This is a genomic window from Devosia sp. (assembly GCF_034675085.1).
Lineage (GTDB): Bacteria > Pseudomonadota > Alphaproteobacteria > Rhizobiales > Devosiaceae > Devosia.
This window is the reverse complement of record NZ_JAUCDN010000068.1, coordinates 1-13027: the sequence shown is the minus strand read 5'-3', so window position 1 is coordinate 13027 and position 13027 is coordinate 1. Positions and strand designations below refer to the sequence as shown.

Below are 13027 nucleotides of genomic sequence, written 5' to 3'. Positions count from 1 at the left end.
ACCAGCGCGAAATCGGGCTCGATGCCGGTGGTGTCGCAATCCATCACCAGCCCGATCGTGCCGGTGGGGGCGATAACCGAAACCTGCGCGTTACGGAAGCCATGCTTCTCGCCCAGCGCCAGCGCATTGTCCCAGGCGGCCTTGGCGCGCTCGGACAGGTTGGCGTCCTTGAGATTGGCGTGGTCCAGCGGCACCGGGGCGATGGAAAGCCCCTCATAGCCGGCTGCATTGCCATGGGCGGCATTGCGGTGGTTGCGGATGACGCGCAGCATATGCCTGGCGTTGCGCTTATAGTCCTTGAACGGGCCCAGCTCCTTGGCCATTTCGGCCGAGGTGGCGTAGGAAACGCCGGTCAGGATGGCGGTGACGGCGCCGGCGATGGCGCGCCCTTCCGCCGAGTCATAGGGAATGCCCGAGGTCATCAGCAGCCCGCCGATATTGGCGTAGCCGATACCCAGCGTGCGATATTCGAACGAGCGCTCGGCGATGGCCCGGCTGGGGAACTGCGCCATCATCACCGACACTTCCAGCACGATGGTCCACAGGCGCACCGTGTGCTCATAGGCGGCGGTGTTGAACGAGCCATCCTCATTGCGATAGGGCAGCAGGTTCACCGAGGCCAGATTGCAGGCGGTGTCGTCCAGGAACATATATTCCGAGCACGGATTGGAGGCGTTGATCGGGCCGGCCTCGGGGCTGGTGTGCCACTCATTGATGGTGGTGTGATACTGGATGCCCGGATCCGCCGAGGCCCAGGCGGCGTAGCCGATCTGTTCCCACAGATCGCTGGCCTTGAGCGTCTTGGTCACCTTGCCGTTGGAGCGAGCCTTCAGCTCCCAGTCGCTGTCGGCCTCGACGGCGCGCAGGAAGTCGTCGCTCACGCGCACCGAATTGTTCGAATTCTGGCCCGAAACGGTCAGATAGGCTTCCGAGTCCCAGTCGGTGTCGTAAACCGGGAATTCGATGTCGGTATAGCCCTGCCTGGCGAACTGGATGACGCGATAGATGTAATTTTCCGGCACCAGCGCCTTCTTGGCGGCGCGCACTTCGCGCTTGAGCGCGGGGTTCTTGGTCACGTCAAAGCAGTCGTCGCCCGAGCCCTCGCAATTGACGGCGGCCTTCATGATCGCCTTGAGGTGCTTGGAAACCACCTTGGAGCCGGTGACCAGCGCCGCGACCTTCTGCTCTTCCTTGACCTTCCAGTTGATATATTCCTCGATATCGGGGTGATCGATGTCGAGCACCACCATCTTGGCGGCGCGGCGGGTGGTGCCGCCCGACTTGATGGCGCCGGCGGCGCGGTCGCCAATCTTGAGGAAGCTCATCAGCCCCGAGGACTTGCCGCCGCCCGAGAGCTTTTCCCCCGCTCCGCGCAGCGCCGAGAAATTGGTGCCCGTGCCCGAGCCGTATTTGAACAGGCGCGCTTCGCGCACCCAAAGGTCCATGATGCCGTTTTCATTGACCAGGTCGTCCTCGACCGACTGGATGAAGCAGGCATGGGGCTGGGGATGCTCATAGGAGCTTTTCGACTGCACCAGCTTGTGGGTGAAGGGGTCGACATAGAAATGCCCCTGGCCGGGGCCGTCGATGCCATAGGCCCAGTGCAGGCCCGTATTGAACCATTGCGGCGAATTGGGCGCGACGCGCTGGGTGGCGAGCATGTAGCAGAGTTCGTCGAAGAAGGTGCGCGCATCTTCCTCGCTGTCGAAATAGCCGCCCTTCCAGCCCCAATAGGTCCAGGTGCCTGCCAGCCGGTCGAACACCTGGCGGCTGTCCAGTTCCGAGCCATAGCGTTCCGCTTCCGGCAGCTTGGCCAGCGCCTTCTCATCCGGCACCGAGCGCCAGAGCCAGGAGGGGACGGAATTTTCCTCCACCCTCTTGAGAACCTTGGCGACGCCCGCCTTGCGGAAATATTTCTGCGCGATGATATCGGCCGCCACCTGGCTCCAGCCGGCCGGCACGGCGATATCGTCCAGCTTGAACACCACCGAGCCATCGGGATTGCGAATCTCGCTGGTGGCCGAGCGGAACTCGATTCCGCCGTAACGGTCTTCATTGGCAGTCGTGAAACGGCGTTCTATGCGCATGGACAGTCTCTGTAACGGATATGCGGTGCGGTGGGGGGGCCGCGAGGGGACTCACGGACTTTCTTCCACCATAAAGAAGCCAAATTCTCCCCATGTCGATGGCGGTTTTTTTGTCGCGCTCCACACCATGGCTGGTGAGCGTGGGGCGCAGAAACGCAAAATCTAGTGTTTCATATGGGATTAGCGTGGATAACTTACCAGTGTCAGCAAAGCTTAACAAAGCCGGTTTATGCCCGGTTAAGGTTCAAAGCTGCGTGAGCCGCCGCAGCCAAAGCCCCGAAAACATTCGGCTTCCCACCCGGTTCCGCCTGGGCGGTGATTCCCCCATCCTGCTGTCAAGCGCAGAAATTTCGGGTTTTTTCACATATCGCACCCACAGGCTGCCGGCATGCATGCGCCATGCGTCTGGGGCAGGGCGGGGATGGCCTTTGGTCGCCCCCGCAGGTGCAATTCGGTCTAGGCTCGGCTAGCCGCCCATGATACACCCGGCCCGAACGCGCATATTTCGACGGCGGAATCGACAAGTGGCCCAATCCGGTATCAAGCAGTTCCTCTCTGAAATCTTCGCCTGGTGGGGCGGCCAGACCTGGGGCACGCGCCTGTGGATCCGGCGCTTCGGCGATTATGTCGGCAGCGACGAATTCGGCAACCGCTACTATCAGGACCGCAAGGCCGACCGGCGCTATGTCACCTATGGCGGGGGCTATGCCGATGCCTCTTCCATTCCGCCCGGCTGGCATGGCTGGATGCATTACCGCACCGATGTGGTGCCGGCCGATGCCAAATATACCCCGCGCCCCTGGGAAAAGCCGCATCAGCCCAACCTGACCGGCACCGCCGCCGCCTACCGCCCCGATGGCAGCCTGCTCAACAAGGGCGAGCGCCCGCGCGTCAGCGGCGATTACGACGCCTGGTCGCCCGAATAAGGGTGCGCCGTCCGGCCATGATCCTGCGCTTTCTGGCCCTGCTGCTGCCGCTTGCGGCGGCCGGTCTTGTGCTGCCGGCTTCGGCCCAGCCCGTCGCCAACCCGGTGGCCACTTTTGCCGGGCTCGACAAGATCACCGGCCGCATCACAAGGTTCGATGTCTATATCGACGAAACCGTGCTGTTCGGTGCGCTCGAGATCACTCCGCGCGCCTGCTACAACCGGCCCAGCACCGAGACCCAGCGCACTTCGGCCTTTCTCGAGGTCGACCAGCGCAGCCTTACCGGCGTCTCCCGGCGCATCTTCACCGGCTGGATGTTCGCCGACAGCCCCGCTCTGCACGCGGTGGACCACGCCATTTATGATGTATGGCTGATCGCCTGCAAGACCAGCACCGACGTCCCGCCGCCCGACCAGCGGTAAGCCGGCTCAGAACAACTCGTCCAGGGCGTTGTAGAACCGGTATTTCACCGGGTCCCACGCCGCGCCATAGGCTTGGAGAAACGGCGCCACATAAGCCTCGCCGCAATTGAACATGATGCTGCGGCAGGCCAGCGCCAGGTCCTGCCATCTATCGGCCAGCCCCAGCCGCCCGCAATCGATGATGCCGCTGAACCGCCCGCCATCCGCCATCAGATTGGGCAGGCACGCATCGCCATGGGTCACCACCAGCTCAGCTTCGCTCGGGCGGTTGGCCTCCACCCAGGCCAGCACCTCGGCGGCGCTCCAGCCCCGGTGGCGGGCATCGAAATCGTCCTCATCCACCAGGCCCGCTTCGACCCGGGCTGCTCCGGCCGCCAATTGACGGGAGACCGACTGATCGAACGGGCAATGGCGCGGGTCGAGCGCATGCAGCCGCCGCAGCCCCTGCGCCATCATGCGGCAAAGTTCCTCGGGCCGCCCGGTCTCATGGGTGAGGTCCTGTCCGGGCACCTGCGTCATCAGCAGCCAGTGCCGGGTCGCGGTCTGCACCAGTTCAACCAGGCGCGGGGCGCGCAACCCCATATGTGCCAGCCATTCCAGCCGCTCGGCTTCGCCCGGCAATTCGCTCAGCGCCTGCGCCGGGCCGGTCTTGAGGAACACCACATTTCCCCCGCCCATGTCGATGCGCCACACATCGGCGCCCGATTTGCCCAGCGTCACCCGCTGCCAGTCATGGCCGCGCAGGCTGGCAAATGCGGCGGGCAACTCGGCAGGCACGCTCATTGGCGCTGCTCCCAGGCCGACCATTCGCCGCGCTTTTCCAGCGCCGCCGCCAGTCTCTCCTCATAGGCCTCGCGGGGAATTTCAATGCCGCCCAGCGAGGCCAGATGCGGGGTGATGAACTGGGTGTCGAGCAGAACAAAGCCCCCGGCGCGCAGCCGCTCGACCAGATGGGCCAGCGCCATCTTGCTGGCATTGGTGCGGCGGTGGAACATGGATTCGCCGAAAAACGCCGCGCCAATGGCCAGCCCATAGAGCCCGCCGACAAGCTCCGCGCCGTCCCACACCTCCACCGTATGGACGACGCCGCGCGCGAACAATTCGCCATAGACGGCGCGGATGGTGCCGTTGATCCAGGTGCTGGCGCGGTCCTTGCCAACGCTGGCGCAGCCTTCGACCACGCCCTCCCAGTCGCTGTCGACGCGGATGGAAAAGCCGGATTTGCGCATCGCCTTGCGCAGGCTGGCGGAGAGATGGAAGCCCTCGAGCGGAAGAATGCCGCGCATGTCCGGGCTCACCCAGAACACATCCTCGTCTCCCGCATCCTCGGCCATGGGAAAGATGCCGGCGCAATAGGCGCGGATCACCAGTTCGGGTGTCAGCTCGATATCGAAGGGACTGGTGCGGGTCATGCGGAAAAGAAAAAGGGGGCTATGCGCCCCCTCAGACCTTGTTCTCGGCCAGGTATTTTTCCAGCCAGTGGATGTCGTAATTGCCCGCCAGCACATCCGGCTCGCGGATCAGGCGCTGGAACAGGGGCAGGGTGGTCTTGATGCCGTCGATGACGAATTCGTCGATGGCGCGGCGCAGCCGTTGCAGGCACTCCTCGCGCGTGCGGCCATAAACGATCAGCTTGCCGATCAGCGAGTCGTAATAGGGCGGGATGCGATAGCCCTGATAGACCGCCGAGTCGACGCGCACGCCCACCCCGCCGGCGGGGTGGTAGAAGGTGATGGTGCCCGGCGAGGGTGCGAAGCTCTGCGGGTCCTCGGCATTGATGCGCACTTCGATGGCATGGCCATAGAACTGCACCTTGTCCTGACTCATCGAGAGCTTTTCGCCCGAGGCGACGCGGATCTGCTCATAGACGATGTCGATGCCGGTGATGCGCTCGGTCACCGGATGCTCCACCTGCAGGCGGGTATTCATCTCGATGAAATAGAATTCCCCGTTTTCGTAAAGGAACTCGATGGTGCCGGCACCCGAATATTTGAGCTTGCGCATGGCGGCGGCGCAGATTTCGCCGATTTCGTCGCGCTGCTCGGGCGAAATGCTCGGCCCGCCGGCTTCTTCCCACACCTTCTGGTGGCGGCGCTGCAACGAGCAGTCGCGCACGCCCAGATGCACGGCATTGCCCTGGCCGTCGCCCAGCACCTGCACCTCGATATGGCGCGGCTTGCCGAGATATTTTTCCATATAGACCGAATCATTGCCGAAGGCGGCCTTGGCCTCGGAGCGGGCGGTGGACCAGGCCACCAGCAGCTCGGATTCGGTATGGGCGACCTTCATGCCGCGTCCGCCGCCGCCGGCGGTGGCCTTGATGAGCACGGGATAGCCGATATCCTTGGCGGTCTTGAGCGCCTGCTGCTCGGTTTCCACCGCGCCCTCGGAGCCCGGAACCACCGGAATGCCCAGCTCCACCGCGGTCTTCTTGGCGGTGATCTTGTCGCCCATGATCTCGATGTGATGGGCCGACGGCCCGATAAAGGTCACGTCGTGCTCGGCGAGGATCTTGGCGAAGCGGGCATTTTCCGAAAGGAACCCGTAACCGGGATGCACCGCGTCGGCCCCGGTGATCTCGCAGGCGGCCAGGATGGAGGGGATATTGAGATAGCTGTCCTTGGCCGCATTGGGGCCGATGCAGACGCTTTCATCGGCCAGGCGCACATGCATGGCGTTGGCGTCGGCCGTGGAATGGACGGCCACGGTCTGGATGCCCATTTCCTTGCAGGCGCGCAGGATGCGCAGGGCGATTTCGCCGCGATTGGCGATGAGGACCTTCTGGAACATGAAGTCCCCCCTTACTCGATGACGACGAGCGGCTCGCCATATTCAACCGGCTGCGCATCCTCCACCAGGATGCGCGTGACGGTGCCCGAGCGATGCGCCGGAATCTGGTTCATGGTCTTCATGGCTTCCACGATCAGCACCGTCTGGCCCTCGGAAACCTTGCTGCCCACTTCCACGAAAGAGGGCTTGCCCGGCTCGGGCGAGCGATAGGCGGTTCCGACCATGGGCGAGGTGAGCGTGCCCGGATTGGAGGCGAGGTCCTCGGCGGCGGCGGGCGCTGCGGCCGGAACCGAGCCGGCCGGCGTTGCCGGGGCAGGGGCGGCGGGCGCGGCGGCCAGATATTGCGGCGGAGCGGCGTATGCCACCCCTTCATTGGCATAGGAGCGCGTGACGCGGACCCGGAAATCTTCCTTCTCGATCTCGATTTCGGCGAGATTTTCCTTGTTGAGCAGCTCGGCGATGGCCCGGATCAGGTCCTGATCGTCTTGCGATGACTTGGTCATTCTTTTCGGTCTCCCGCGCTGGGCGCGCTGATCGTTAGCTAAGTTTTTCGGCAAGCGCCATCAGCGCCAGTCTATAACCGGTGACGCCGAAGCCGCAAATGACGCCGAAGGCGACGGCCGACACATAGGAATGGTGCCGGAACGCTTCGCGCTGATGGATATTGGAAATATGCACTTCCGCCACCGGCAGCCCCACCGCGCGCAGCGCGTCGTGAATGGCCACCGAAGTGTGCGAATAGCCGGCGGGGTTGATGAGGATGCCGTCGGCGCTGTTCATCGCCTCCTGGATCCAACTCACCAGCTCGCCTTCGTGGTTGGACTGGCGGAAGTCGATCTCCAGGCCCAGTTCCACCCCGGCGTCCAGGCACAGGCTCTTGATGTCGGCAAGCGTGGCCGCGCCATAGATACCGGGCTCCCGCGTACCCAGCATATTCAGGTTCGGGCCATTGAGGACGAGAACGCGCTTTACCATGATTTTTGCCTTTTGCCCTGCCCCCTTGGCCGGTGCAAGCCCGGTAACACGAATTGCACCGAAAAGGCAAAGGGCGGCGCCAGAGGCGCGCGGGTGCCGCAGTCACCGGGCGGCGCCTCCCCCTTTGAAGGGGGAGGGGGACGACGGCGCGATCGAGGACGATCAGGTCCTATATGTGAGGAGGCTTCCGAAAGCCGTTACCCCTTCAGCCTTCGCACTCGGTTTCCCCGCAGGCGCGCATATTGGCGATGCGGCGGCGCAATTCGTCCGCCCCGATGGCGCCGGGAATGACGTCGGTGCCCAGGATATAGGTGGGCGTGCCGGTGATGTTGAGCGCCCGCGCCAGCTCATAGGAGGTCTGGATGGTGCGGGCGACGTTTTCCGAGCCCAGTTCCAGTTCCAGCGTCATTGGGTTGAGGCCCAGATCGGCGGCGGCTTCCAGCGCCACGGTCTTGTTCACCTGTCCGCGCGCCGAAAACAGCGCCTCGTGGAAATCCCAATAGTCCACATCGGCCTGCCCGACCAGAACGGCCACGCGCGCCGCGTCGATGGATTCATTGGACAGGATGGGGAATTCCTTGAGCACCACGCGCAGGCCGGGGTCCTCGGCGATGAGCGCCGCCAGGTCCGGCAGCGCCTTGCGGCAATAGCCGCAATTATAGTCGAAGAATTCCACCAGCGTCACATCGCCTTCGGGATTGCCCAGCACCACCTGGCCCGGATCGTTGAAGAGCTTGTCGTCCAGCGCCGAAATGGCGGTGCGCGCCTGCGAGCGTTCCTCGGCGCGCAGGGTGGATTCGAGCGCCACCGACAGGCGCTGCAAAATCTTCGGATCGTCCATGAGGAAGGATTCGATCATCGGATTGAGCTGGTCCGCATCCAGCGCCGCCACGGCGGGGGAGGCGGGAGCGGCGCGTTCGGCGTCGTATTTGGCCAGCGCCGCGTCGATCATCGCCTGCACCGCGACGCTGTCGGTTTGCGCGGCGGGCTTGTTCACCACCGAATAACCCAGCGCGCCGGCAAGGATGCCGGCAAGGGCGACGAGGGCAAGGGTGAGGCGCGGCATGGCATGTCCATCTGTCAAAAGCAGGTTGGTCTGCCTTCTAGCAGACCCCGCCGCCCATGGGCAGCGTTGAAAGTGTCGCTGCCGCCCCGCGCCGGCTCAATTGTGGTTGAGGCAGGCGACGGAACCGGTTAGGCCCGGAGGCCAGTAAGGAATATGCGATGACCAGCGAACCGACCGTTGACGGCCTCCTGCCGTTCCAGGCCATGGAAATCCTCAAGCGCGCCCGGGCGCTGGAAGCCGGTGGCCGGCAGGTGTGCCATCTGGAGTTGGGCGAGCCCGGCTCGCCCCCCGCGCCGCGCGTGCTCGAAGCGGTGAAGGCGGCGCTGCCCCAGGCCCAGGGCTATACCAATGCCAAGGGCCTGGTCGAATTGCGCGAGGGTCTGGCTGCATATTATCACGACCGGCACGGGGTAGGCGTCGATGCCGAATCCATCCTGTGCACCATGGGGTCCTCCGCCGGCTTCATTCTCGCCTTTCACGCCGCTTTCCGCCCCGGCGCCCGCATCGCCATCACCCGGCCCGGCTATCCCGCCTATGTCAACACGCTGCTGGGGCTGGGCTTCGGCGTCGCGGAAATCCCGCTCGGGCAGCAGAACGGCTGGAAGCTCACCGGGGCGGCCATTGCCGCCGCCCATGCCCAAACCCCGTTCGAGGGGCTGCTTTTCGCCAGCCCCGCCAATCCCACCGGCGCCTCCGTCACCCGCGAGGAACTGGCCGACATCGTCGCCACCTGCCGGCGTCTGGGCGTACGGCTGATTTCCGACGAGATCTATCATGGGCTCGACTATGCCGGCCCCTCGGTCAGCGCGCTGGAGCTGACGCGCGACGCCATCGTCATCAACAGTTTTTCTAAATATTACTGCATGACCGGCTGGCGCATCGGCTGGATGGTGCTGCCGGACGATCTGGTGCGGCGCGCCGAGATTTTGCAGCAAAATCTCTTCATTTCCGCCCCCACGCTCAGCCAGGTGGCCGCCATTGCAGCGCTGGGCGAGCGCGATTATGCCGAACAGCAGAAGGCGCTCTACGCCGTCAACCGGACCCTGCTCACGGAGGGCCTGGCCGGGCTGGGCTTCGAGACCGGCGCCTTGCCCGATGGCGCTTTCTACGCCTATGCCGGCATTTCGCGCTTTTCCAACGACTCCATGGCGTTCTGCGCCCGCCTGCTCGACGAGGCCGGCGTCGCCGCCACGCCCGGGGTCGATTTCGACCGGGTGAACGGCCAGGCCTTCGGGCGCTTCTCCTATGCCGGTCGCCGCGCCGAGATCGAAACGGCCCTGGAGCGCATCGGCCGCTTTCTCCACCTTTAGAGCGTTTCGGGGAATCGGATAGTCCGGCGCTCAGGCGCTTTGTCTTCTCCCTCTTACAGCATGTCTCCCGAAAGTGGGAACCGGTTTCGGGATAAAGACATGCGCAAAAACAAGAGGCTAAAGCGCATAGAGCGAATCTGAAAGATCGCGACGCGCTTTAGCGATCACTTAGCCGCTCGGTGTTATACCGTAGGGGCCGTGGTTGGATTGGGAGGTCCGTCCATGACTGTTCCGAAGCCTGAACTGGAAGAGGAAGGGGGCCGGCTGGCCAAATGCAGCGCCATCGCGCTGGCCCGCAGCGAGCCCGATTGCGAGGCGCTGATGACGTTGGCCCGCAAGGTGGGGTTCGGCTCCGTCCATGGCTTTACCGATCCGCAACAGGCTGGCGCCGTGCCTTCGCACAATTTGCTGTTCTTCCTGGTGCATTTCGCGCTGCCCGAGGATGAGAAAAAGCGCTTCCTCAAGCAGTTGCGCAGCGCGGCCACCATCAATGTCTGTTTCGCCCCGGTGGCGGTGTTCCTGCCCGACGGGCCGGGCGATCGGGTGATCGAGCATATCGAGATGGGCTTTGACGACGTCATCTGCCTGCCCGAGAACAGCCGCGTGCTGGCCGCGCGCCTGGCGGCGCAGGTGGGCAGGGAACTGCTCTATATCGAGACCCACAGCTATCTGGGCCCCGACCGCCGCCGCATGGAATTGCCCGGGCAGGTCCATCCGGCGCGAACCGGCGACACCGAGCACACCCGCCTCACCATCCTGCGCACCCCCGAGCATGGCGTCCAGATCCTGCGCCGGCAGGTCTTCTTCAAGGGCCGGTCATGATCCTGGAACGAAACGGGCGGCCCGAAGGCCGCCCGCTTGTCGAAAAATCCTAACCCAAAATCCTAGCCCAGTCCCAGCCGGCGCTGCCACCAGCCGGCCTTCTTCTTGGGCGGCTCGGCGGCCGGCTCACCCTCGCCTTCGGCAGGAGCGGGCGCCGCGGCCGGCGTGCTGGAGGATACCACGATGCCCTCGGCCGGCAGCTCCTTCTTGGTGCGGCGCGGACGCGTGGTCTTGGCCGGCGCCTCGGCTTCCCCAGCGGGAGCTTCCGCAGCCGGTTCGGGCGCCGGGGCAGGGGCCGCCTCGGCCACCGCTTCGGTAGCGGGCGCCTCGGCCGTTTCGGCCTTGGGCTTGCGGGCGCGCGGCTTGCGCTTGGGCTTTTCCTCGGCCACCGGCTCGGCGGCGGGCACCGCTTCCACCGGAGCGGTTTCGGCCGGCGCCGATTCCTCGGTCTCGGTCACCTTCTTGCGGCGGGTGCGCTTGGGCTTGTCGGCCACCGGCGCTTCCGCCTCGGGCGCGGCTTCGACAACCGCAGCGGGCTCCTCGGCCACGACCGGCGCGGCTTCCACCGCCTCCGGCGCGTCGCTCACCCCGCCTTCGGCCTCAGGCTCGGCGGCAGCGACCTGCTCGCCATTCTCCTCGCCTTCACCCTCGCGGCGATTGCGGCGGCCACCGCGACGGCCACGGCGGCGGCGGCGGCGCGGCTCTTCCTCGCCATTGCCGTCCCCGGCGACTGCGGCGCTCTCGCCATCCTCGGCCTCGGTTTCGGCGTCGCCCGCCTCGTCATCGCCGGACGCCACAGCGACGTCCTGATGCTGGCCATTCTCGCCCCGCTCGGCTCCGCCACGGCGGCGGCGGCGACGACGGCGGCGGCCATTGCCGTCCCCGGCCTCGCTGGCGGCGTGCTCTTCGTCCTCGGTTTCCTCGACGCTCTCATCGATATCGTCCTCGATGACGGCGCTGTCGACACGCACATGCTCGGCGGCGCGCTGCTCGGCATAGGAAGAAATGCGCGACTCGCCCTTTTCGATGGCGAATTGCTGGCCGGTGAGCTTGCCATCGGCGGTGATGGTGATGGAGAGCTGGTTGCGCAGCTCCAGCGCCGTCAGCGTCTCGCGCTTGAAGTTGAGGATATAGAGCGCCACCTCGACCGGCACGCGCACATTGATCGACTGGCCGTGCCGGCGCAGCACATGGTCCTCGATATGGCGCATGATCATCAGCGCCAGGCTTTCGGTGGAGCGCACCAGGCCCGTGCCGTCGCAGATCGGGCACTTATGAGTGGAGCTTTCCACCACGCCGAAGCGGATGCGCTGGCGGCTCATTTCCATCAGGCCGAAATGGCTGATCCGGCCCACCTGGATGCGGGCGCGGTCGTCCTTGAGGCAATCCTTGAGCTTGCGCTCGACGGCCCGGTTGGAGCGGTTCTCCATCATGTCGATGAAGTCGATGACGATGAGGCCGGCCAGGTCGCGCAGGCGCAGCTGGCGCGCCACTTCCTCGGCCGCTTCGAGATTGGTCTGGAGCGCGGTGTCCTCGATATTGTGCTCCTTGGTGGAGCGGCCCGAATTGACGTCGATGGAGACCAGCGCCTCGGTGGGGTTGATCACCAGATACCCGCCCGAGGGCAGCGTCACCTGCGGGCTGAACATCTGGTCGAGCTGGGTCTCGATATTGTATTTGGAGAAAAGCGGCTGCTCCTCGCCATAGGGTTTCACGTTCTTGGCGTGGGACGGCATGATCATCTTCATGAAGTCCTTGGCCTCGCGATAGGCGCCGTCGCCCGCCACCAGGACTTCGTCGATATCCTTGTTGTATAGGTCGCGGATGGTGCGCTTGATCAGCGAACCCTCCTCATAGACGAGGCACGGCGCCTGGCTCTTGAGCGTTAGCTCGCGCACGCTCTCCCACAGGCGCATCAGATATTCGAAGTCGCGCTTCACCTCGGCCTTGGTGCGGCTGGCCCCGGCGGTGCGCAGGATGACGCCCATGCCCCGCGGCACCTCCAGGTCGGAGGTGATTTCCTTGAGGCGCTTGCGATCGGCCGCATTGGTGATCTTGCGCGAAATGCCGCCGCCGCGCGCGGTATTGGGCATCAGCACCGAATAGCGCCCGGCCAGCGACAAATAGGTGGTCAGCGCCGCGCCCTTGTTGCCGCGCTCTTCCTTGACCACCTGCACCAGCATCACCTGGCGGCGCTTGATGACTTCCTGGATCTTGTAGTTGCGCCGGCTCGGGCTCTGGCGGCGGCGCTCCGGCACTTCCTCGAGCGCGTCGTCGCCCCCGATCGATTCCACCGGCTCGGTATTGGCCGGGGCCTGCTCGATATGGCTGGCGTCCTCGGTGTCCTGCGGGTCGGCCTCGGCGTCGGGTTCGGTCACGCCCTCGGGCAGCGACACGGTGTCCTCGCCATTGTCCTCATCGTGATGATCGTCGTCATGGTGCTCTTCCTCGCGCAGCAGGGCTTCGCGGTCGGCAACCGGGATCTGGTAGTAATCAGGATGGATTTCGGAAAAGGCGAGGAAGCCGTGGCGGTTGCCGCCATATTCCACGAAGGCCGCCTGCAGGGACGGCTCCACGCGCGTGACCTTGGCGAGATAGATATTGCCGCGCAACTGGCGGCGGGTCGCCG

At 64.9% G+C, this 13027-nt stretch carries 12 protein-coding genes; 4 read left to right on the top strand and 8 right to left on the bottom strand.

The annotated features are described in order from the left end of the window. Positions 1-2087 (bottom strand): adenosylcobalamin-dependent ribonucleoside-diphosphate reductase (locus VDP82_RS06445; RefSeq protein ID WP_323014027.1); only part of this gene is annotated, 2087 nt, incomplete at its 3' end. A gap of 539 nt (positions 2088-2626) precedes the next feature. On the opposite strand from VDP82_RS06445, the gene VDP82_RS06440 reads away from it, so the two are divergent. Both VDP82_RS06440 and VDP82_RS06435 read left to right on the top strand, forming a co-directional pair. Next, on the top strand, positions 2627-3013 hold the full coding sequence (locus tag VDP82_RS06440) for an NADH:ubiquinone oxidoreductase subunit NDUFA12 (RefSeq protein ID WP_323014028.1): 387 nt from the start codon (positions 2627-2629) through the stop codon (positions 3011-3013). Between the two features lie 17 nt (positions 3014-3030). Beyond that, positions 3031-3435, top strand: a complete 405-nt coding sequence (locus VDP82_RS06435) for a DUF2155 domain-containing protein (protein WP_323014026.1) — start codon at positions 3031-3033, stop codon at positions 3433-3435. A 6-nt stretch (positions 3436-3441) separates the two neighbouring features. Here VDP82_RS06435 and VDP82_RS06430 read toward each other — a convergent pair whose 3' ends face one another. The 6 genes from VDP82_RS06430 to VDP82_RS06405 all read right to left on the bottom strand — a co-directional run bounded on the left by VDP82_RS06430 (position 3442) and on the right by VDP82_RS06405 (position 8266). Then, positions 3442-4218, bottom strand: a complete 777-nt coding sequence (locus tag VDP82_RS06430) for an APH(3') family aminoglycoside O-phosphotransferase (protein ID WP_323014025.1) — start codon at positions 4216-4218, stop codon at positions 3442-3444. After that, complete coding sequence (gene aat / locus VDP82_RS06425; RefSeq protein ID WP_323014024.1) at positions 4215-4847, bottom strand: leucyl/phenylalanyl-tRNA--protein transferase; 633 nt, start codon at positions 4845-4847, stop codon at positions 4215-4217. The genes VDP82_RS06430 and aat overlap by 4 nt, the downstream gene beginning before the upstream one ends. A gap of 31 nt (positions 4848-4878) precedes the next feature. Next, positions 4879-6225, bottom strand: coding sequence for an acetyl-CoA carboxylase biotin carboxylase subunit (gene accC, locus VDP82_RS06420; RefSeq protein ID WP_323014023.1), 1347 nt, complete (start codon positions 6223-6225; stop codon positions 4879-4881). Between the two features lie 11 nt (positions 6226-6236). Continuing rightward, entirely contained in the window at positions 6237-6728 is a 492-nt protein-coding gene (gene accB, locus VDP82_RS06415; RefSeq protein WP_323014022.1) for an acetyl-CoA carboxylase biotin carboxyl carrier protein, read from the bottom strand. Between the two features lie 34 nt (positions 6729-6762). Continuing rightward, complete coding sequence (gene aroQ, locus VDP82_RS06410; RefSeq protein WP_323014021.1) at positions 6763-7200, bottom strand: type II 3-dehydroquinate dehydratase; 438 nt, start codon at positions 7198-7200, stop codon at positions 6763-6765. A 205-nt stretch (positions 7201-7405) separates the two neighbouring features. Next, on the bottom strand, positions 7406-8266 hold the full coding sequence (locus VDP82_RS06405) for a DsbA family protein (protein ID WP_323014020.1): 861 nt from the start codon (positions 8264-8266) through the stop codon (positions 7406-7408). Between the two features lie 158 nt (positions 8267-8424). Between VDP82_RS06405 and VDP82_RS06400 the strand changes: the two genes are divergently transcribed. Both VDP82_RS06400 and VDP82_RS06395 read left to right on the top strand, forming a co-directional pair. After that, entirely contained in the window at positions 8425-9576 is a 1152-nt protein-coding gene (locus VDP82_RS06400) for a pyridoxal phosphate-dependent aminotransferase (protein ID WP_323014019.1), read from the top strand. Between the two features lie 222 nt (positions 9577-9798). Continuing rightward, positions 9799-10398 (top strand): hypothetical protein, encoded by a 600-nt coding sequence (locus VDP82_RS06395; protein WP_323014018.1) that lies wholly within the window; start codon positions 9799-9801, stop codon positions 10396-10398. Positions 10399-10460: 62 nt separating this feature from the next. Here the strand turns inward: VDP82_RS06395 and VDP82_RS06390 are convergent. Then, the coding region (locus VDP82_RS06390; RefSeq protein ID WP_323014017.1) for a ribonuclease E/G at positions 10461-13027 on the bottom strand (2567 nt) is incomplete at its 5' end.

What these genes read in the sequence shown, in the direction of transcription:
- VDP82_RS06435 (WP_323014026.1), top strand. Translation starts at nt 3,031, where the DNA reads ATGATCCTGCGCTTTCTGGCCCTGCTGCTGCCGCTTGCGGCGGCCGGT.
- VDP82_RS06430 (WP_323014025.1), bottom strand. Translation starts at nt 4,218, where the DNA reads ATGAGCGTGCCTGCCGAGTTGCCCGCCGCATTTGCCAGCCTGCGCGGC.
- aat (WP_323014024.1), bottom strand. Translation starts at nt 4,847, where the DNA reads ATGACCCGCACCAGTCCCTTCGATATCGAGCTGACACCCGAACTGGTG.
- accC (WP_323014023.1), bottom strand. Translation starts at nt 6,225, where the DNA reads ATGTTCCAGAAGGTCCTCATCGCCAATCGCGGCGAAATCGCCCTGCGC.
- accB (WP_323014022.1), bottom strand. Translation starts at nt 6,728, where the DNA reads ATGACCAAGTCATCGCAAGACGATCAGGACCTGATCCGGGCCATCGCC.
- aroQ (WP_323014021.1), bottom strand. Translation starts at nt 7,200, where the DNA reads ATGGTAAAGCGCGTTCTCGTCCTCAATGGCCCGAACCTGAATATGCTG.
- VDP82_RS06405 (WP_323014020.1), bottom strand. Translation starts at nt 8,266, where the DNA reads ATGCCGCGCCTCACCCTTGCCCTCGTCGCCCTTGCCGGCATCCTTGCC.
- VDP82_RS06400 (WP_323014019.1), top strand. Translation starts at nt 8,425, where the DNA reads ATGACCAGCGAACCGACCGTTGACGGCCTCCTGCCGTTCCAGGCCATG.
- VDP82_RS06395 (WP_323014018.1), top strand. Translation starts at nt 9,799, where the DNA reads ATGACTGTTCCGAAGCCTGAACTGGAAGAGGAAGGGGGCCGGCTGGCC.